Raw genomic sequence first — 18,943 nt, forward strand, 5'->3', positions numbered from 1 at the left:
GTTAGTTAAGAACAGAAACCCTCACAAAACACATCTCCTAAACTGTAATTACCTTTAAAATACCAGAGTCTGGAATACACTGTCAAGATGGAAATGAATTGTTAAAGCCCATTTCGAACATCCATTACACTTTTTCCGCCAAGAAACGCATGACCTGTCTTCACATTTAAAACAGTATCAAATCCCGACTTTTGGTAAACCCTCTCCACTTGTTCATTAATTGGCAATACCCATAAGCGTTCAACTTCCTTTTTCAGCATATCCTTTTGGATATAATGGATAAGGTGACCGATTAACCCTTTCCCTCTATATTCCTTAACTGTTGATACACTTTCTAACCTTGCATCTTGTTCATAAAAAAATATACAAGCGGTAGAGCACGGAATTCCATTATATTTTAATAAATAATGGATATAACAATCTTGCGAAAATTCTTCTTTAAAGGCCTGTTCACGAATTGAACCGCCAAGCTCCGTTATTTGACACTCTATATGAATTGCATCTTGCATATTTTCAGATGTTACCTTTTCAATCGTTATAAGCGAATTGGGTTCTATCTCTATTTCCCTTCTCCATAATTGAACAGGACTATCAAATTCTTCAAATCCAAAACCTTTATTCTTTAACATTTCAATAAACTCAGCTTGTCCTTCGTAGTTTGAAAGATAAAAACGCGGAATAAGATTTTTCTCTTGATAAAATGCAATCACTTCATTAATGATCTCTTCAAAATGACCATTGTATGTAGAGATGTGTGCATGATTTGCATCATAGTAATTTGGTTGATTTTCATTATAAAAAAGATATCCCCAACTTCTTTCTATTTTTGTAGCAAAGGATGAAACATAGGCAATATCTAAAGCTTCAATATAGTTCTCAATCATGATCGTTTTCCCCGCGTTCATTAAAAATTTTCCCTATCCCCATCATACAAGGTTCCTGCATTGGAATCTACTGAATATAGGATCTTATTTTGACAGGCACCTCATTTGGATTTTCTCTATTTTTTCACTTACACATGGTAAAATACGATAAAATACGTGTATGAAAGGAAGTTTCCCCCCGTGAATATCTTATTAGCTGAAGATGATATAAAGCTTGGTGAGCTTATCTCATATATGCTGGAAAAAAAGGCAAAATATCATGTAGACTGGGTACAAACCGGTGAAGATGCTTATGAATATGCGATTGTATCTCATTATGATGTGATTATTATGGATTGGATGATGCCTGATGGAGACGGAATCCAAACTTGTAAAAAATTACGAAGCGAACGCTATGGCGGGGCAATCTTAATGCTGACGGCTAAGGATGCAATTGAAGACAGGGTCATTGGACTTGATTCCGGTGCAGATGATTATCTAGTAAAGCCATTTGAAATTGATGAACTTTTAGCACGATTAAGAGCACTGGGACGACGGAATTTTTCTCCTATTCGTGAAGATATTCTTAAAATAGAGGACATAACCATTAAACGTACAAGTCAAACCATTGAAAAGGATTATCAACATATCCAATTAACCCCAAGAGAATATCAACTGCTTGATTTACTTGTACAAAATAAAGGACAGGTACTGACAAGGGACATTATTTATGATCGAATCTGGGGAACGGAAACAGATGTGTCTTATAAAACAATTGATGCTACAGTAAAGCTTCTTCGCAAAAAGCTGGCAATTTTCGATAAAGAGAATTGGCTTCACAGCATTAGGGGAGTGGGTTACAAACTTGAAACGTAAAAAGAAATCAGATCTTTTTATTAAAACACAGCACACTTTAACGATTAAATACAGCTTATTGATTCTTCTGTTTTTATTTCTTTTTATTATACTACTTTATGCGATCGCTTATTTCTGGTTTACAGCTGCAGAGAAAAATGAACTAAGAGAAATGGCGTTAAACGAGGTAGAATCTGTTGAACATCTGTTAGACAAACCAAATGATCGCATGCGTGAACCACAGTTTTTAACGGTGAACAGTAATCAATTATTTTATTATGTGTTCAACACTAAAGGTGAACTGGTCATACAAAATGAACAATTGTCACTCTTTAAAAGTGATTTTTTAAATCTAGTTAATGATTGGACTCCGGAAAGAGAACAAATTCAAACAGCAGATATAAAAATCAATCATGATGTTATTTCTAAACACAAAAAAGGAGATCAATTCTCCACCTACGTTCCTAAGAATGAAAAAATAAAGGTGATGATGATTGCAGAACCAATATATGAGAGAAATCAGATTATCGGCTATCTCTATTTAGGAAGGGATATTACAGATTTAGCAGAGCTCTTACAAGGACTTTTTATTATCCTACTTGTATTGATCGTTCTATTTTCATGTATTGCTTATTACTTCAGCTTTGTCATGTCAAAGCGTGCAATGGTTCCGATTCGCCATGCTTTTAAACGACAGCAGGACTTTGTCGCAGATGCATCACATGAACTAAGAACTCCTTTAAGTGTGATGCTGTCATCCATCGAAATTCTCGAGATGGAAAAAGACCAATTGAGCCATATGCCAGCAAGAATGGTTGATAACGTAAAGGAAGAAGTAAAGCGTATGACCGGGTTAGTTGGAGATTTGCTGACTCTTGCCAGGTCTGATACAGATGATCCAAAACAAATGAGTTTTGAAAGGTTTGACCTGCAATCTGTTGCAGAAAAGACCATACTCTCGTTTGAACCACATGCATTAGAAAAGAACATACAGCTTAACCTGGATGTGCAGTCTTCTATTACTGTATTTGGTCAAAAAGAGCGATTAACCCAGCTGCTGTACATACTTCTTGATAATGCAACCAAGTACTCACCAGAAAATGGTTCTGTCAAGTTACATGTATGGAAAGAAAAAGATAATGTCTTTATTTCTGTATCTGATACTGGAATTGGTATCGCTCAAAAAGACCTTCCATATATATTTGAACGATTTTACCGTGTGGATCGGGCGCGTACCCGACAAAATGGAGGACATGGTCTTGGTCTTTCCATAGCAAAGTGGATTGTGGATCTTCATGGAGGGCAAATCAATGTGGAAAGCAAATTGAATAAGGGGACTACATTTATTGTAAAACTGCCTCCGAAAGGATGACTTGTAGGGCAATTGGCTCTACAAGTTTTTTTATTTAGCTGATTGTCCATTTATTTACGGTTTTTAAGATTATTTTTCATTCTTAGATTTTATTTTCGATTCCAACATTCGCCACCCTTTCTCCTACTATCAACTTACTTAAATATTTTTCGCTCTCCTCCTGTTTTTCACCGTCTTTTCACCAAACTCTATTAAATTAATATTCATAGAAAGGCAAAGCACCAAAGAGGAGGTGAAGAAAAATGAAAAAAAGTCCTTTATTTTGGATTGTTGCTACGATTTTAGGGCTTGTTGCATTTACAATCGTTTTAAATATAATCGGACAATTGTTCATGCAACCATATATATTCTATAGCCGTGCTGGTGGGCTCCCCCATCATGATCTGAGAGTGATAAACATTTCATTCCTGCCATTCTTATTTCATCTGGGATTAATCATCTTAGGTTGGTGGGTTTTGAAAAAGGCAAATGGGGAGTTTATTAAAAAGTGGGTTGGAATGATTCTCCTATCTATTGGAGCATTTTCAATCTTACCGCTTATCATTGCCATCCCAGTTGCTCTCATTGCCCTCTATGTCATCTCTAAAAGCAAAAAACAATCAAAAAGTGAGTTAATGATCAATGAACCAATCATTATATCAACTCCGTCTTATAACCAAAACACACATCACATTCTAGACGAATGGGAACGTAAAACATTAAAGGAGGAAACAAAATAATGGGTATTTTTAAACGAGTTAAAACAATTTCATTAGCGAATATGAATCATTCCTTAGACAACTATGAGGATCCAATCAAAATGGCCAAGCAATACATTAGAGATCTTGAATTCGAAATTGAAAAAGCAAAAGCATGAAGGATTAATGCGTCAAGTAAAGATGACAATTGAAGATAGAAAAAAACAACAGCAGTTAGCTCTGGATAAAAGTAAAGATGAAATGGCAAAGCTCGCGATTCAAGAACGACTTGAACACGAAAAACAACTCACTCTCTTAGAAGAACAATACACTGTCATCCAGAACCAAACAAAAGCATTAAAAGACCAATTGGCAAAACTAAAAGATATTCATGCAGACTTACAAAATCCCAAATCACTTCTTGTCTCAAGAGCAAATGTAGCAGGAACAACAAATACAATGAACAACACCTTATTTTCCACACAATCGGAAAGTATTAAAAATGGTTTTACCAGGATGGAAGATAAAGTATTGCGGCTTGAAGCACAAGCAACTGCTCATGAATACTTCAATGAAAAAGTATACAAAAATGACAAAACATATTCGATTGATGTAGAAGAAGAATTTTTAAAAGCAAAAGAAGTATATGGAAAAAATTAGTAATAAAGGGTCTTCCACTAGGAAGACCCTTTTCTGCATTTACAGGCATGTCTCTCACTTCTGTTGCTTATACATGAAGTATGACCGATATTTATAGGAGAGTGAGAGAATGCGAACCTTTATACCTTATCTTTCTATTTTGTTCTTTTTATCCATTTTAATGGGGTGTGCCAGCACTGGAGTTCACGAAAACACTGCATCAGCAAAAGAAGATTCTATAAAAGTGAACGCCATCTATATTGGATTAATAGATTCACATTCAATTGAAGTCATCATTGACCAAACACCAACGGCACTACAAATATCTGAAGATCAATATAAAACATTGGAATCAATCCCGACAAACACACCCGTTACCATCACATACACCTTTCAAAAAAGCACCTCGCAGAGCATTTTAGAGGACATTGAAATATCTGAATAAAAAAAGAGGGTCGTTTCCATACTAAAGAAACGTCCCTCTTTTCACTTTACCTCTTTGTTTTCAACTGTTTGTCCAGATAAAAGGTTCCGAATGGAATAAATGCTAAAAACACCGCCCATATCGCCCATAGAAAAGAATAACGTTTTCTAAAAAGGACAAAGGCAACCATGATCACGTAAGCCACAAAAAGAAATCCATGCATTGCCCCAGTCAGGGAAACAGCTGAAGGAAAATCCCCAAAATACTTTAATGGCATCGCAATCAGTAATAAAACCAAATATGAAATTCCTTCTAAGTTTCCTGTGAATCGAAGTATTCCAACCGATGTATTGAACATCTTCTCACTCCATTTTCAATATCAATACATCTATTATACTAGCTGTTCCTCTCCGTTGAAAACGATTTCTATAATCATTCATCATAATGTTACTTTGGGGATAAGTGAATGATTTAATTTCCATACTATAAACGGAGGTGTGTTTTCTATGGAATTTTTACATAAATATGGCGTTGAACGTCAAAAAGATGGAGTCATTCTTACTCTATATGTATCTGATTTTGATACTGAATTTGCCGACGAATTGGGAACAGAAATAACATCAACTCATCAAGATTCTGTCTGTGAATATGCTGCTAAGAGATTTCCACATTTAAAGATTAAAGCGGTACAAATTGTATGCGGAGGTATTTCCATGGGAATATGCAAATCAAAAAAGGGGCGATAAAACGCCCCTTTCATAAAAAATTAATACCAGCCATATCCAGAACCATAACCAGATCCATAACCAGATCCATAACCACCTGAGAAAGCACCTGCTCCTACAATAATTAATAGGATAAATAATACGACTATTAAAGCAAAGCCGCTACCGTACCCTGCTCCACCGCAATTTTCACTCATTACTTTCACCTCCAAGATCAACTACCTTATTACTGTATGTAAACCTTGAGAAAGTGATATAGGCCATTTATTTAATACATGGTTTATTCCTTTATTTTAAATTTATTTATTGTCTTCTCTAATTCAATAATTGTTTGTGAAAGAGAAGAAGCCAAGTCACCTAGCTCTTCAGCTGCTGCTGCTTGCTCCTCTGTTGTCGCCGTTACTTCCTGAGTAGTAGCCGATGAAACTTCTGCAACATCCACCATCTCATTAATTGCATGTTCGACTTTTTCTTTATTTAAATTAATCTTACCGATTGAGGCTTCAATATAATCAATTTCATGAATAATCGAATTGGTTCCTTCTAAAATATTTTCAAATGCTTGTTGAGTATCGTGAATGGATGATGATTGATCTTTAAAAAGAGCGATCGTTGTTTTAACTAGCTCAACTGATTTTTTTGTTTGAGATAAGATACTGGCAATGACCGTCTCAATTCTCAGCGATGAGCTCTTCGTTTGGTCAGCAAGCTTGCGTATTTCTTTTGCTACGACGGCAAAACCTCTGCCTGCAGCTCCTGCTCTTGCCGCTTCAATGCTTGCATTTAGTGATAACAAATTCGTTTCTTCACTAACACCTTTTATTATGTTTACAATATCTTTTATTTGCTCAATTTCTACATTTAATTGGTCCATTGTTGAATCAACTTGACCAATGTTTGTTCCCATCTCTTTGTTCTTTTCGGTTAATTCCTTGATTGTCTCGATTGATTGACTACTTAACTTTTTCGATGTCTCCGTTATAGCTGATACCTTGACCATATTACCGGCTACTTCATTAATTTCACTTGACAGCTCCTTCATTTCACGGTTCGTTCTTTCAGAATAATCAACCTGACTAACAGCACCTTTTGCCACCTCATCGATAGCGCTCGCAATTTGATCTGTTGCACTAGCGGATTCAGCCGATATTCTCTTAAGATCATTAGCACTGTTCACGGCAGATGTAGAAGCCTTTTTATTTTCCCGAATCATCAAGGTCATATTATCAATCATATGATTAAAGCTGTTTCCCAGCTGCCCTACTTCATTCTTATAAAGATAATTAGCTCTGTGGGTCAAATCCCCTTTTTCTGCTTCTTTCATAATGGCGACAATTTTATTAATTGGTTTCGTCATACTTCTCGCCAAGAAAATACTTACAACCACTGACAGCAAAACAAAGCCCAGAATAATTAAATAAACGAGGTAAATAACGTTTTGAATTTCCTTCATTAAATAGGACTTTGAGGTCGAAACAGCCACCTTCCATCCATTCTCAGTTTCTTTTTCAGAAACAAGGTTATCTGCTGTATTTTTATGGTCTTCAAACTTTGACCCGACTAATTCTGGTTTATTACTAGAAATGATGACTCCATCTTCATTGTAGATCGAAATTTCTCTTGCTGTATTGTCTTGTCCATTTTCATAAACTTCTTGAAAAACTTCTCCGTTTGCTACAAGAATAATGGTACCAATTCGGTCAAATTTCCGGAACAAATAGACACTTTCATAATTGTTCTCAATACCTGTCTTCCATGTGGTCACACTTTTTGAATCTTCAACTTCCTTTGCATAAGGAGAAGAATTGAAATTACCTAAGGAAAAATCCTCCAGATTCTGTTCCCCATATACAGTATCCTCTCTATTCACAAAAAACATCGCTTTTGCATTTTTATTTGAAAAAGTAATGCTAGAGAAGAATTCTGAAGCTGTTCGCTCCTTTGTTATCTTTTCAAATTCTGATAACCCCTCATTGGTTCTTAATGTGTCCATCAGTTCCATATTTGAAAAAGGTACTAACGATAGATTATCAAGCTCTCTTAATGCATTGTTTACATTTTTTGTTACTTGAACATTAATATCTTCATTCATTGTTGATACTTTATTTTCAATTGTATTCATTGACACAAAATACACGACATTACCAATGATAATACTAGGAATAAGCGTAAATAAAAGCAAAAACAGAATAATTTTTGACTTAAGCGTCATTGCTTCAACATATCTTGGTACTTTTAACTTTACCTTTCTCCTTTTCTTTTGAGATTCCACAGTATTTGGAACTCTTTTTTTCCGTTCTTTCAAACGTTTCTTCATCGTCCCATCCCCCTCTTTAAAATAACAATAAGTTGTTTTCTCTATCTATCCCTACTTAGTTGTTTTATCTTCCCAATGTATTCGCTTTCAATTATACTATATTTTCGACCAAATTCTTCATAATATTTTAATATTTTCAAAGAAACTAGGAAATTTTTCACTTATTATTTTCATAAAATTACCAGTACTATTAGTTCATAATTCCTATGAATTCCATTAAACAATAATCGACTTTTGTCGATATTAAAAGAAATATGATAGATAGATGTTATTTTTGGAGGGATCTCTCGTTGTTAAATCATTTACGATGGAAAAACACAAAAATTGGTGGTAAATACTTTTATGTCTTTCTCGTTGTGACCATTACATTTTTAGTTTCCGTTCTTATTACGTATAGCTTACTCATGCAAACAAATCAGAAAATTAAACACTCATTAGTAAAAAATGAAGTGGCACTTTATAGTGCAGACATAGTTTCCTTATATCACGAAAAGTACAATCAAATACCAGAATACCTTTTATTGGCTGAAGATGAAAAACTTCTTGAGTATTTAGAAGATAGTCGTAAATTCATCGGAATTGCCAAAAATTTGAAAATCCAATTAGAAAACGAAGAACAAATTCAGATTTTCAATAAAATCATTGAAAACAACCATAAACTAGATCAATATTTCTTCAGCACAATCGTTCCAAATGTTCAACAAATTAATACAGAAGAGTTTAAAAGATTACAAGAAGAAGCCAGTGCATTAAAGTTGGAAACAAGTCAATTAAGTGAAAAACTAAAATCAATGGCTACAGATTCAAATCGAGCAGCGTTAACAGAATCACAAAATAATATTGGACAAACGATCAATCTACTTATTATTTCTGTTGTTATAGCACTTATTGTCTCAACGGTTCTTCTTGTTCTAATCAGCAGAAGGATTTCCGCCAATTTAAACAAGCTAGTGTCAACAAGTGAGGAAATCGCAAATGGAAATCTTAATTTCGAATCTCTAAAAAGCAATGGAAATGATGAGATAGGACAATTATCAAAATCTATTAATCATATGGGAGCTCGTTTACGAGAAATGATCGTGGAAGTTTCACATATTGCAACAGATGTTGATCAGCAAAGTTCTGCATTTGCAGTATCTGCTTCAGAACTAAAACAAGGAAGCTCACAGGTCGCCAATACTATTGAAGAATTATCTTCAGGCGTGAATAGTCAGGCAGATGAGGTATCAGAAATCTCTGAACATATTAAGGAATTTAGTCAAAAATTAATTGATGGAAATCAGGACGGTCAAAAATTAGTTCAATTTTCCAATGAAGTTCTTGCTGTATCTATAAATGGTGACAACCAAATGAAAAATTCTTTGGAACAGATGGACATGATCTATAAGATTGTTGAACTCTCTGTTGAAAAAGTAAAAAGTCTTGAAACAAAAACACAATCAATTACTGAACTTGTTACTGTTATTAAATCGATCGCAGAACAAACGAATCTTCTTGCATTAAATGCCTCCATAGAAGCAGCAAGAGCCGGGGAAAGCGGGAAAGGCTTTGCGGTTGTGGCATCGGAAGTGAAGAAACTAGCAAATGAAGTGACAGCTTCCATTGAAAACATTACAAATATTGTAACAAGCATCAAAGAAGAAACTAGCTCCATGTCACACGAGCTAAATAATGGCTTCCAAAAAGTAAATGAAGGAACAAAGCAGATCCAATTATCCGGTCAGTATTTTTCTGATATTAAAGATAAGGTAACAGAAATGGCAAACCGGGTAAAAAATATCTCAACTGCCTTCCAGTATTTTGAACAAACAAGCCAGGAAATTAATCAATCAGTTGAGCAAATTGCTGCTATTTCAGAAGAATCAGCTGCTGGCTCTGAAGAAATTTCTGCTGCAGTATATGAGCAAACACAATCGATTGACTCGATTTCCACAAGCGCAAATACTCTTTCTCAAATGGTTGAGCGCATGAACGGGATGATCAGGAAATTCAAAGTGTAAGACATAAAGTTGGAGGGAAAAACTAGTGACTGTATTATACAAAAAAGCGATGATAGGTTTATTGCTTTCTATAGTAGCTCTTGTTGGCACCGCTTGTTCAACGACAGAAACGAGCAGCAAACAAGCTTCAGTAAAATTAATTCAAGATGAATCTGTTCCATACATTGGTTTTTTATTGGATACACTTGAAGAAGAAAGATGGTACAAAGACAAGCAACTGTTTGAAGATCATGTAAAATCGTTAGGCGGACAAGTCAAAACGTTAGCAGCAAACGGCTCGGATGCTGTTCAGCTTGTGCAAGCACAATTATTAATCGAAGAAGGTGTGGATGTTCTTGTTGTTGTTCCACATAATGCTGAAGAAGGAGCAAAGATTGTAGAATTAGCTCATAAACATAAGGTCAAAGTCATCTCCTACGACCGCCTTATCACAAAAAGTGATCTAGATTACTATATTTCATTTGATAACAAAAAGGTCGGTGTCCTGCAGGCAACTGAAATTGTTAAAAACACACCTAAAGGAAACTTTGTTTATATTGGTGGAGCAGAAACCGATAATAATGCGGTACTGTTTAGAGATGGTGCATTAAGTGTTCTTCAACCACTGATTGATAAAGGTGACATTACCTTATTGGCAGATCAATATACAGAAGAATGGAACCCTAAGAACGCCGAGAATAATATGAAAGCAATTTTAACAAAATCGAATAACAAAGTCGATGCAGTCGTTGCAGCCAATGATGGTACTGCAGGTGGAGTAATTAATGCCCTATCTGACGTTGGATTAGCAGGTAAAGTTCCTGTTTCCGGACAAGATGCCGAGCTCGACGGAGTGAAAAGACTTGTCGCAGGAACCCAAACCATGACTGTCTATAAACCGATTCCTGTAATTGCCACACAAGCAGCAGAAATGGCTTACCATGTAGCAAAAGATAAACCAATTACCACAGATACAACGATTAATAATCAAAAAATTGATGTACCTACCATCCTTCTTGAACCTATGCCTGTCACAAAGGAAACGATTAAATCAACAATTGTGAAGGATGGGTATTTAACAGAGGAAGAGATTTATAGGAAATAAGATTTACCAATGGAGAAACACACCTTGGCATTTTTAAAAAAAAGATGAACTCTAAACCAATCCAGAGTTCATCTTTTTTTATTTACCTATTGAGTCTGTTCTTTTAATTTTTTCATTTCTTCAACCCATTTATTTACTTTTTCTTTTATCTCGTTTACTTTCGAATCAATTTCCTCCTTATTTCGTTCTTGTAACTCATCTTTAAGACGAGTTAATTCCTCTTCTCGAACAGCCACTAATTCTTTGATTTTAGTTAATGTCTCCTCTGTTAAACTCCCTTGTTCTTCCCAAATCTTTAACCCTTCTTGAAATCGTTGATTTTCTCTAGTCATTGAGGCAGTCCATCCATTTGTTAAGTCCGTAATTCTCTCAGTTTCGCGGAAAATCTCCCATCCATCTGGAACATAATTAACCGGAGCCCATGTGAGCTCTAGCATGGAAGGAAGCCATTCATACTCAATGGTGGATAGTAACTCTTCTTCACCATTCGCGGCAAAATATTCTCCATTTCCTGCATTCGCTACAGCTTTTAACTGGTTTTCCGCTTCATTATCAACCTGAAATCCTATTATATTGACAGAAACATTGTCTTCACCTTTCTCCTTCACAAATTTCTCGGCTGCTTTAGTAGGATTTCCATCACATGTTTCCACACCATCGCTGACAATATAAATGGTGATTTGGCCATTAAGGCCCTTACTGAATTCACTCGTTTTTTCAATTGCTGTTGCTAAAGGGGTCCAACCTTTCGCTTCAACCGTAGAAAGAGATTGATTGAAACGCTCGGCATCAAAAGCTCCCATTTTATAGACTTCTTCTATTTTCGAACATGATTCTCCCTTACCACTATCAGACTCATCACCTCGATGGCCAAATGCTACAAGTGAAATCTGACTTGTATCACCTATAGCTTTTGCAAAGCTTTCAACAGCCTCTTTTGCAATATCCATGCGCAGCTTTCCTTCTGAGTCCAGTAACATACTTGAACTAGCATCAAGTAAAATATAAGAATAGTTTTCCTTCTCAGCACCTGCACTTTTCGAAACCTGTTCAGGGCGAGGAAGCAGCGGTTCATTAAATCCCGGAGTAAACGAATCTAAATCCCGGACAATTTCATCATAGCTCGGGCTCCCTGTATAAAACACCAATGCTTTCATAAGTTTTTCCGGATCGTCCGTTTCCTCCGCTAATGGTTCCAATACTTCTTTCATGCTATTTATGTACTGAGGGTCAAGTTCTTCGAGTCCCCATAGGACTCGTTCTGTATCTTCTTCATATGTAATATTATTAGTTAATTCTCCTGCTTGAAATTTCATTAAAGACTCTACTGTTACAGAAGTGGAAAGCTCATTTATATCTGATAGCTCCCCTTTGTTTTTTTCTTCCTGGTTTGCTATGGCTTTTTCATCTTTCTTCTCTTTTGATGATGCTGCTAACTTTTCACCTTCATTTGTACAACCTGCACAAATAAGTAGAATTAAGAAAAAAGAGACAAGCCAATATTTATTAATCATATTCATCACCCTTATTTTGTCTAATTATCATTGTTTTTCCATTCCTTTTACTCCCTTACATATTACGAAAAGATAGAATAAAAGTTTCATCTCTCCCTTCTCTTATAATAATACCAATGGTTATATGGTTTACGATAATGGATTCCTGTTAAATATATAAGAAATAAATAAGAAAGGACTTAAAACATGTTAAATAATCATAGCCTAAAAGGGAAAGTAGCTGTTATCACTGGTGGCGGTTCCGGGTTAGGGCGTGCAGCAGCCTTTCGCTTAGTAAGTGAAGGAGTAAAAGTGTGTCTGTTAGATATTAATATTGAGCATGCAAATAATGTGAAGAAACAAATTGAACATGCTGGTGGCAAAGCCATTGCTAAAAAGTGTGATATCAACTCATCACAGGAAATACTAGAAGGAATAGAAGCGGCAATGGATGAGTGGAAAAGGATAGATATTTTATTTGCTAATGCCGGTATTGCTGGAGAAATGGCTCCGATTGAAACGATGAATGAGGAAAATTGGGAGCGTACCATAAATACTAATTTAACAGGAACTTTTTTAACGGTTAAATATGCAATTCCTTTTATGAAAGATAACGGAGGCAGTATTATTATTACAAGCTCTGTTAGTGGTAACCGCATTTTCTCACAAACGGTTTTACCGCTTATAGTACATCAAAAGCCGGACAGATTGCATTTATGAAAATGGCTGCATTAGAACTTGCCCGATATAAAGTCCGTGTTAACGCAATTTGTCCTGGTGCCATTGAAACAAATATTCAAGAGTCAATTCATCAATCTTCTGACCTAAAAAAGATTGAAATCCCTATCGTTTTTCCTGAGGGAGACCAACCTCTCGATCATAAACCGGGGAAATCGGAACAGGTAGCTGATTTAGTTACATTTTTAGCTTCTGACTTATCTTCACATATAACTGGAACAGAAATCTTTATTGATGGTGCGGAATCATTATTGAGATAAACAGAGGCTGCTTTTATTGTATCGCCTTTTTTCAAAATTAATAGACGCCGAGTATACATCTACCCGGCGTTCTATTCTTAAATTATCTCTCTATCAACAGCCATTGTCTTCTCTTGTTCTTCTGCTAATTTACGTTGCTTTTTTGACTTTCTAAAGTATAACAATTCATACACAACAGGAATCACAACAAGCGTTAATAATGTCGCAACACTTAATCCGCCAATGACAACAACTGCTAAGCTTGCAGAAACTAAGTTTCCTGCCTCCGCTTCTTTAAATAACAGAGGAAGCATAGCTGAGATTGTTGCAACAGCTGTCATAATGATTGGCCTCATTCGAATAGTTGCCGCTTCAACTATGGCATCACGTATGATCATGGTTTCTTCATTTTGTTTTACTCGATCTAATAACACAATGGCATTTGTCACGACAATTCCAATAAGCATAAGTGCTCCCAATAATGAGGTAATATCAACTGTTATTCCACTAATGATAATTCCAAGAATCGCTCCAATTGCAGCAAGTGGCAGTGAAAATAGAATAGCAATCGGTGCACGAATCGTTTTAAACGTAATGACCATGATGAGGAAGACAATCCCGATAGATGCTAACATCGTCATAAACAAATCATTAAAATCACTCGCTTGATCTGCACTTGCACCACCAACAAATACTTCAACATCGTCTGGCAAATCAATCCCCTCTAGGTCTTCACTTCCAAAAATTTCACTATTTATTTCTGTTGAAATGATTGATAGTTTTTCAGGATCAACATCCACCGTCACTCTTACATATTGTTTTCCATCTTTATGGAATGAACTTGTTGGTTCTTCAGTCTCTGTTAATTCTGCTACCTTTGAAATAGGTGTCATTCCTGCCTGTGTCATAATTGGAACCTCTGAAAGGTCCTTTTTCGTTTCTGCTGAGTAAACAGGCTCCAGCATCACCATTGTTTGCTGGTCATTTACCTCTATTGAACCCAGTGGTGTTTGATTCAACATAACAGCTGCTTGTTGGGCAATTTGATCAGCTTTTGCCATACTTGGATCAACGACAAATGAATAAACTGATTTTGTTTCTTCTTGGTTTGTTGTGACCTCTTCAACTCCATCAATTTCCTTGACCTTTTGTTGGATATTCTCTGAAACAGCAACAAGGTCATTTAGACGATCACCCATTATATCAATTGTAATTGACGTACTTCCTCCACCCATCATGGAAGCTTCTGTTGCCTCTAAGGCAGCATCCTTATATTCATCTTTTTGATCAAGGACTTTTTCAATAAATTCGCTCATATCTGCATCTTCTTTTAAGATCGCCATAATCTGAGTTTCTGTTGGGTTTCCAACAGCACCATATTTCGCCGCATCAGCAGAATTTCCAAGCTGAAGATACATATTTTCCAATTCTTTTTGTTCCAGTATATAGTTTTCAAGCTTCACAGACTCTTCTTTTACTTTTTCAATAGGTGTATCATTCGGATATGCTAATGATACAAAAACATAGTCAGCTTGAGTTTTATTCACAGAACCTTTAGGAAGAGCAAAATATGCTCCTATTGATCCTGCCAAAAGGATGATCGCTGTTAAAAAGACGACCCATTTATGATTTAAGGACCAAGTCAAAAATGCCGAAAAACGTACTGATGGCTTATGCTCTTTTATTTTAGCGTTTTTAAGTAATCCGGCACTCATAACAGGGACAATTGTTAACGCCACAATTAAAGATGCTAACAATGAGTACGTAATCGTTAATGCAAATGGTAAGAGAAAATCCTGCAGACCGCCATTAAGTAACCCCATTGGTAAGAAAACGGCAACTGTCGTTAATGTCGACGAAGTAATGGCAGAGCCTACTTCTTTTGTTGCCTCAATGACCATGTTAACTGAAAATTTCTCTGTTTGTGCTCTTCTAAAGATATTTTCAATGACAACAATACTATCATCAACAAGTCGGCCAACTGCCACAGCCACTCCACCAAGTGTTAAAATATTTAATGTCACACCGGATTGAGCTAATAAAAATAGAGTAAAGCCTAATGACAATGGAATGGAGACGATTGTAATCAATGTTGAACGTAAATTTCTTAAAAACAACATAATGACAATTGTTGCAAACAGAGCACCAAGTAATACTTCTTTTATCATACTGTGAACGGAAGATTCGACCATATCTGCAGATGCTAAAATGACGGTTGTTTCTAAATCATCGTAGTTCTCGTTTATTTCTTTTGATACGTTTTCCACTTCTTTACTAATCGTTACTGCATTTGATTGACTGTCCTTTGTGACAACAAATGTAAGAGCATCAGCACCATTTACTTTGGTTAAATTGCCCTCCTGCTTTTCCATTGAGATGGATGCTACTTCATGCAGCGGAACATTTGGAGCCACTTCTGTATCTTCAAGATCTTCTATCGTTTTTATATTACCAATAACTTTTATGTTAGCCGATTTACCATCAACTGTCGTTTCCGAAACAGCCGCAGCAGTATTTTGGCCCTGAAGCATTGTCATAATATGTTCAATTGAAACATTTTTTTCAGCCATCTTTTTTTCATTAAGCTTAACAGAAACAAAAGAAGGAATAATACCGTTTGTTTGAATTTCTGCTACACCTTTAATATCTTGAAATTGCGGCACAATTTCATCCTGTGCATACTGAACAGTTTCCGGACTGATTCCTTTATCAAAAGTAAGAGCGATATAGGAAACGGGAATCATTGAGGTATTTAACTGTACGATGTTTGGCTTCATAACATTTTCCGGGAGTGTTACACTTAAGAGGGCCTCTTCAATCTCCCGTTTTGCTTCTTTCTTATCCACACTAGATTCCAGGTGAATATCAACAGAGGAATATCCATCACCTGTAGTCGAGAACACATTTAGCTTTCCATTCATACTCTCTACTGCTTCTTCAATCGGAGTTGTCACCTGGTCTTCCATCGTGCTCGCATCAACCCCGTTCCCCATCGTCACAACCGAAATAAACGGCTGGTCTGCAGAAGGTAAAAACTCCATTGGAAGTCGGAAATAACTAAGAACTCCCATAACAAGAATAATCGCAGACATTAAGAAAACGGCTGCTTTGTTTTTAAATGACCATTTCGTAAACCATGACATTTACTAATTTCTCCTTTCAAGTTCCATTTATTTTTAATAAAATGTTGTGCTCCTTTCTAACCTGAGTCAAAAGAAGTATGATCAGTTCATTACTACAGACCTTATTTTAATAACAAAATGTGGAAACGATAATTGCCTTGAGGTGTAAAATCATCTAAGGCTTGAGACGTATATTCGATTAGGAGGTGATAAAGTGCAGCAAACTTAGCTGAGGGTTGCGTTTGATATGGAAGTGGTTGCGTCATTATGTAAAAACGTTGCATCTTTTTATTTCACCTTAAGATTGCGTCAATTATCTGTGTGAAAAAAATGACCAAAAAAAGACAGACTCAATGTCTGCCTTTGTATCAATATTCAACGGTTTCGACGAATCAAAAATCCATTATCAATTGATGTAAAACCAATTTTCGGGTAATATTCCATCGCTTCCTGTGATGCAAGTAATAAGAGGGATACTTCCTCGCCTATCTCTTCTTGAAGCAATCGAACAAGTTCTTTACCGATTCCTTGTTTTTGATGTTCGTTATCGATGGCTAAGTCTGATAAATAACAGCAATAGTTAAAATCAGTTATTGCACGGGCTACCCCTATGACTTTCCCGCCCAATCTTGCAGTGATGGTAATATCTGCTTTATCAAGCATACGCTGTAATCGAGGTAAATCATCTACTGGTCTTTTGATTCCTGATGCTTTAAACACTTGAGATAATTCTAATGCACTGATTTGATCATAGACTTTATATGTATATTCCATTTTCGGCCGTCTCCTCTTCCTACTTTTTCCCAGTATATACGAATAAGCCCGATTTCTACAAGACATAAAAATCGGGCTTCATAAAACTTATTTGTTTTCTAACACTTTAATAAATTCTCTCATATAATCAGGTAAATCTGGTGGGCGTTGACTTGAGACAAGATGTCCGTCAACTACAACTGCTTCATCTAACCAGGTTGCACCCGCATTTTCCATATCGTCGCGGATTCCCGGTGTACTTGTTACTTTTTTTCCTTGTAAAATTTTCGCTGATATTAACACCCAGCCTGCATGACAGATTTGTCCGATCGGCTTTTTCTGTTCCTCCATATGCTGAGTGATCTCAATAACTTCCTTAAAACGGCGAAGCTTGTCCGGGGCCCAGCCACCTGGAACTAATAAGGCATCATAGTCATTAGGATTGACTTGTTTAAAATCAACATCTGATGTTGCCGGTACACCATATTTTCCTTTATACGTAAAATTTGCTTCTTCACCAGCAAGGTGAACAGTAGCTCCTTCCTCACGCAAGCGATGAATTGGATACCACAGCTCCAAATCTTCAAAATCTTCATGGACAAAGCTTAAGATCTTTTTACCAGATAATCTCATATCTTTCCCTCCTTATAATTGACGATAACGTAATTTTTAAGTGTAGACAACTATGATCCCATATCTGCTAAAATATTTGCAGTCTGTTGATCTGTGATCAATACATTTGCATACTTGCCCTTAAGTGCACCATATATAGCCTCTACCTTTTTCGGACCACCGGCAACTAATATCGATTTTTCCTTTTTGGCCAGTTCATTCAGCTCAATTCCAATCGTACGGTTATTTAAGCTTTCAACACAAATCTCTCCATTTTTATCGAAAAAGCGAGAGCAAATTTCACCAGCTGCTTTGGATTGTATAAGATGCTGATCTTCTCTGGACAAATACTCTGCCTGTAATAATACTGAGTCAACAACAGGTGTTCCTACACTAAAGATAGCAATATTCGCTTTTTTACCAAGGTCAAGGATTTTATGAATATGACGATCCGCTTCAATTGCTTGTTTTACAACAATGTGATCCACGATTGCTGGCAGCGGTAACAAAAACGTTTGCGTGTGGAAAGCCTCACCAAATAAATGAATAATTTCAGATGCATAGGTTTTTGTTTCGGAATGACTTACACCGCCATTTAGTTGAACGATGGTTGTATGACTTAATGGTCTTTGCTTTAACCTCATTGCTACTTCATAAACTGTCGTACCCCAAGATGTCGCAATAACATCATGATCCTTAACAATTTTATGAAGATAGTTTGCGGCTACTTCGCCAAGCTGTTGTTTGATATAACGATTGTCATACTCTGATAAAGATACAACGACAACTTCCTTTAGTCCAAATTTTTCTTTTATACGCTCAGTTAATAATTCGTCTGCTTCCGTTGGATTATTGATTTTAATTTCAACAATTCCTAAATCCTTTGCTTGTTTAAGCAATCTGGAAACAGTTGGTCTTGAAACATCCAATTTTTTCGCAATTTCCTGCTGGCTATAATCTAATTGATAATAAAGTCTGGCCGCTTCAACAATTTTATTAAGTTTATCTTTTTCCATTTACAGCACCTAAT

Annotated in this window: 17 protein-coding genes and 2 pseudogenes; 10 read left to right on the forward strand and 9 right to left on the reverse strand. The window is 36.1% G+C overall.

The window, feature by feature from the left end:
- Positions 1–101: 101 nt before the first annotated feature.
- Positions 102–884: a GNAT family N-acetyltransferase gene (locus BK577_RS01875; RefSeq protein WP_078433427.1), complete on the reverse strand. Its 783-nt coding sequence runs from the start codon at positions 882–884 to the stop codon at positions 102–104.
- Between the two features lie 180 nt (positions 885–1,064).
- Here BK577_RS01875 and BK577_RS01880 point away from each other — a divergent pair, with 180 nt between their 5' ends.
- The 6 genes from BK577_RS01880 (at position 1,065) to BK577_RS01905 (ending at position 4,851) form a co-directional block, all read left to right on the forward strand.
- On the forward strand, positions 1,065–1,739 hold the full coding sequence (locus BK577_RS01880) for a response regulator transcription factor (RefSeq protein WP_078431357.1): 675 nt from the start codon (positions 1,065–1,067) through the stop codon (positions 1,737–1,739).
- Positions 1,729–3,090: a sensor histidine kinase gene (locus BK577_RS01885; protein WP_078431358.1), complete on the forward strand. Its 1,362-nt coding sequence runs from the start codon at positions 1,729–1,731 to the stop codon at positions 3,088–3,090. The genes BK577_RS01880 and BK577_RS01885 overlap by 11 nt, the downstream gene beginning before the upstream one ends.
- Positions 3,091–3,332: 242 nt before the next feature.
- Positions 3,333–3,809, forward strand: a complete 477-nt coding sequence (locus BK577_RS01890; RefSeq protein ID WP_078431359.1) for a hypothetical protein — start codon at positions 3,333–3,335, stop codon at positions 3,807–3,809.
- Positions 3,809–3,946, forward strand: coding sequence for a PspA/IM30 family protein (locus BK577_RS26555; protein ID WP_078431360.1), 138 nt, complete (start codon positions 3,809–3,811; stop codon positions 3,944–3,946). The genes BK577_RS01890 and BK577_RS26555 overlap by 1 nt, the downstream gene beginning before the upstream one ends.
- 7 nt (positions 3,947–3,953) lie before the next feature.
- A complete protein-coding gene (locus BK577_RS01900; RefSeq protein WP_169908058.1) occupies positions 3,954–4,427 on the forward strand; it encodes a PspA/IM30 family protein in 474 nt (157 codons plus the stop codon).
- A 109-nt stretch (positions 4,428–4,536) separates the two neighbouring features.
- Positions 4,537–4,851, forward strand: coding sequence for a hypothetical protein (locus tag BK577_RS01905; protein WP_078431362.1), 315 nt, complete (start codon positions 4,537–4,539; stop codon positions 4,849–4,851).
- A 46-nt stretch (positions 4,852–4,897) separates the two neighbouring features.
- Here the strand turns inward: BK577_RS01905 and BK577_RS01910 are convergent, their stop codons facing one another.
- Entirely contained in the window at positions 4,898–5,188 is a 291-nt protein-coding gene (locus tag BK577_RS01910; protein WP_078431363.1) for a DUF3817 domain-containing protein, read from the reverse strand.
- Positions 5,189–5,336: 148 nt separating this feature from the next.
- Between BK577_RS01910 and BK577_RS01915 the strand changes: the two genes are divergently transcribed.
- Entirely contained in the window at positions 5,337–5,576 is a 240-nt protein-coding gene (locus BK577_RS01915; protein WP_078431364.1) for a hypothetical protein, read from the forward strand.
- Positions 5,577–5,665: 89 nt separating this feature from the next.
- On the opposite strand, the pseudogene BK577_RS26770 reads toward BK577_RS01915, so the two are convergent.
- Together BK577_RS26770 and BK577_RS01925 are read right to left on the reverse strand one after the other, a co-directional pair.
- Positions 5,666–5,752: pseudogene (locus tag BK577_RS26770) on the reverse strand (YjcZ family sporulation protein); the annotation flags it as partial.
- 83 nt (positions 5,753–5,835) lie between these two features.
- Complete coding sequence (locus BK577_RS01925) at positions 5,836–7,872, reverse strand: methyl-accepting chemotaxis protein (protein ID WP_078431366.1); 2,037 nt, start codon at positions 7,870–7,872, stop codon at positions 5,836–5,838.
- A 290-nt stretch (positions 7,873–8,162) separates the two neighbouring features.
- On the opposite strand from BK577_RS01925, the gene BK577_RS01930 reads away from it, so the two are divergent.
- Positions 8,163–9,872 (forward strand): methyl-accepting chemotaxis protein, encoded by a 1,710-nt coding sequence (locus BK577_RS01930; RefSeq protein ID WP_245823410.1) that lies wholly within the window; start codon positions 8,163–8,165, stop codon positions 9,870–9,872.
- Positions 9,873–9,921: 49 nt separating this feature from the next.
- Positions 9,922–10,956, forward strand: a complete 1,035-nt coding sequence (locus BK577_RS01935; RefSeq protein ID WP_078433428.1) for a sugar ABC transporter substrate-binding protein — start codon at positions 9,922–9,924, stop codon at positions 10,954–10,956.
- Positions 10,957–11,042: 86 nt separating this feature from the next.
- On the opposite strand, the gene BK577_RS01940 is transcribed toward BK577_RS01935, so the two are convergent.
- Positions 11,043–12,470: a VWA domain-containing protein gene (locus tag BK577_RS01940; protein WP_169908059.1), complete on the reverse strand. Its 1,428-nt coding sequence runs from the start codon at positions 12,468–12,470 to the stop codon at positions 11,043–11,045.
- A gap of 186 nt (positions 12,471–12,656) precedes the next feature.
- Here BK577_RS01940 and BK577_RS01945 point away from each other — a divergent pair.
- Positions 12,657–13,447 (forward strand): annotated as a pseudogene (locus BK577_RS01945) (SDR family oxidoreductase).
- Between the two features lie 77 nt (positions 13,448–13,524).
- Here the strand turns inward: BK577_RS01945 and BK577_RS01950 are convergent.
- From BK577_RS01950 to BK577_RS01965, 4 genes are all read right to left on the reverse strand, one after another.
- A complete protein-coding gene (locus tag BK577_RS01950) occupies positions 13,525–16,569 on the reverse strand; it encodes an efflux RND transporter permease subunit (RefSeq protein ID WP_078431369.1) in 3,045 nt (1,014 codons plus the stop codon).
- A 354-nt stretch (positions 16,570–16,923) separates the two neighbouring features.
- The gene (locus BK577_RS01955) at positions 16,924–17,322 is read right to left on the reverse strand and encodes a GNAT family N-acetyltransferase (RefSeq protein ID WP_078431370.1); all 399 of its coding nucleotides are present in this window, start codon (positions 17,320–17,322) and stop codon (positions 16,924–16,926) included.
- An 87-nt stretch (positions 17,323–17,409) separates the two neighbouring features.
- The gene (locus tag BK577_RS01960; RefSeq protein ID WP_078431371.1) at positions 17,410–17,934 is read right to left on the reverse strand and encodes a type 1 glutamine amidotransferase domain-containing protein; all 525 of its coding nucleotides are present in this window, start codon (positions 17,932–17,934) and stop codon (positions 17,410–17,412) included.
- A 50-nt stretch (positions 17,935–17,984) separates the two neighbouring features.
- Positions 17,985–18,929, reverse strand: coding sequence for a DNA-binding transcriptional repressor DeoR (locus tag BK577_RS01965; RefSeq protein WP_078431372.1), 945 nt, complete (start codon positions 18,927–18,929; stop codon positions 17,985–17,987).
- Positions 18,930–18,943: the final 14 nt, after the last annotated feature.

It is taken from the genome of Metabacillus halosaccharovorans (assembly GCF_002019635.1).
Taxonomy (GTDB): domain Bacteria; phylum Bacillota; class Bacilli; order Bacillales; family Bacillaceae; genus Metabacillus; species Metabacillus halosaccharovorans.

Bases quoted from the DNA above. Each gene is read 5' to 3' on its own strand.
- BK577_RS01915 (WP_078431364.1), top strand. From the start codon at position 5,337: ATGGAATTTTTACATAAATATGGCGTTGAACGTCAAAAAGATGGAGTC.
- BK577_RS01965 (WP_078431372.1), bottom strand. From the start codon at position 18,929: ATGGAAAAAGATAAACTTAATAAAATTGTTGAAGCGGCCAGACTTTAT.
- BK577_RS01890 (WP_078431359.1), top strand. From the start codon at position 3,333: ATGAAAAAAAGTCCTTTATTTTGGATTGTTGCTACGATTTTAGGGCTT.
- BK577_RS01905 (WP_078431362.1), top strand. From the start codon at position 4,537: ATGCGAACCTTTATACCTTATCTTTCTATTTTGTTCTTTTTATCCATT.
- BK577_RS01875 (WP_078433427.1), bottom strand. From the start codon at position 884: ATGATTGAGAACTATATTGAAGCTTTAGATATTGCCTATGTTTCATCC.
- BK577_RS01950 (WP_078431369.1), bottom strand. From the start codon at position 16,569: ATGTCATGGTTTACGAAATGGTCATTTAAAAACAAAGCAGCCGTTTTC.
- BK577_RS01925 (WP_078431366.1), bottom strand. From the start codon at position 7,872: ATGAAGAAACGTTTGAAAGAACGGAAAAAAAGAGTTCCAAATACTGTG.
- BK577_RS01955 (WP_078431370.1), bottom strand. From the start codon at position 17,322: ATGGAATATACATATAAAGTCTATGATCAAATCAGTGCATTAGAATTA.
- BK577_RS01960 (WP_078431371.1), bottom strand. From the start codon at position 17,934: ATGAGATTATCTGGTAAAAAGATCTTAAGCTTTGTCCATGAAGATTTT.
- BK577_RS01935 (WP_078433428.1), top strand. From the start codon at position 9,922: ATGATAGGTTTATTGCTTTCTATAGTAGCTCTTGTTGGCACCGCTTGT.
- BK577_RS26555 (WP_078431360.1), top strand. From the start codon at position 3,809: ATGGGTATTTTTAAACGAGTTAAAACAATTTCATTAGCGAATATGAAT.
- BK577_RS01910 (WP_078431363.1), bottom strand. From the start codon at position 5,188: ATGTTCAATACATCGGTTGGAATACTTCGATTCACAGGAAACTTAGAA.
- BK577_RS01900 (WP_169908058.1), top strand. From the start codon at position 3,954: ATGCGTCAAGTAAAGATGACAATTGAAGATAGAAAAAAACAACAGCAG.
- BK577_RS01940 (WP_169908059.1), bottom strand. From the start codon at position 12,470: ATGATTAATAAATATTGGCTTGTCTCTTTTTTCTTAATTCTACTTATT.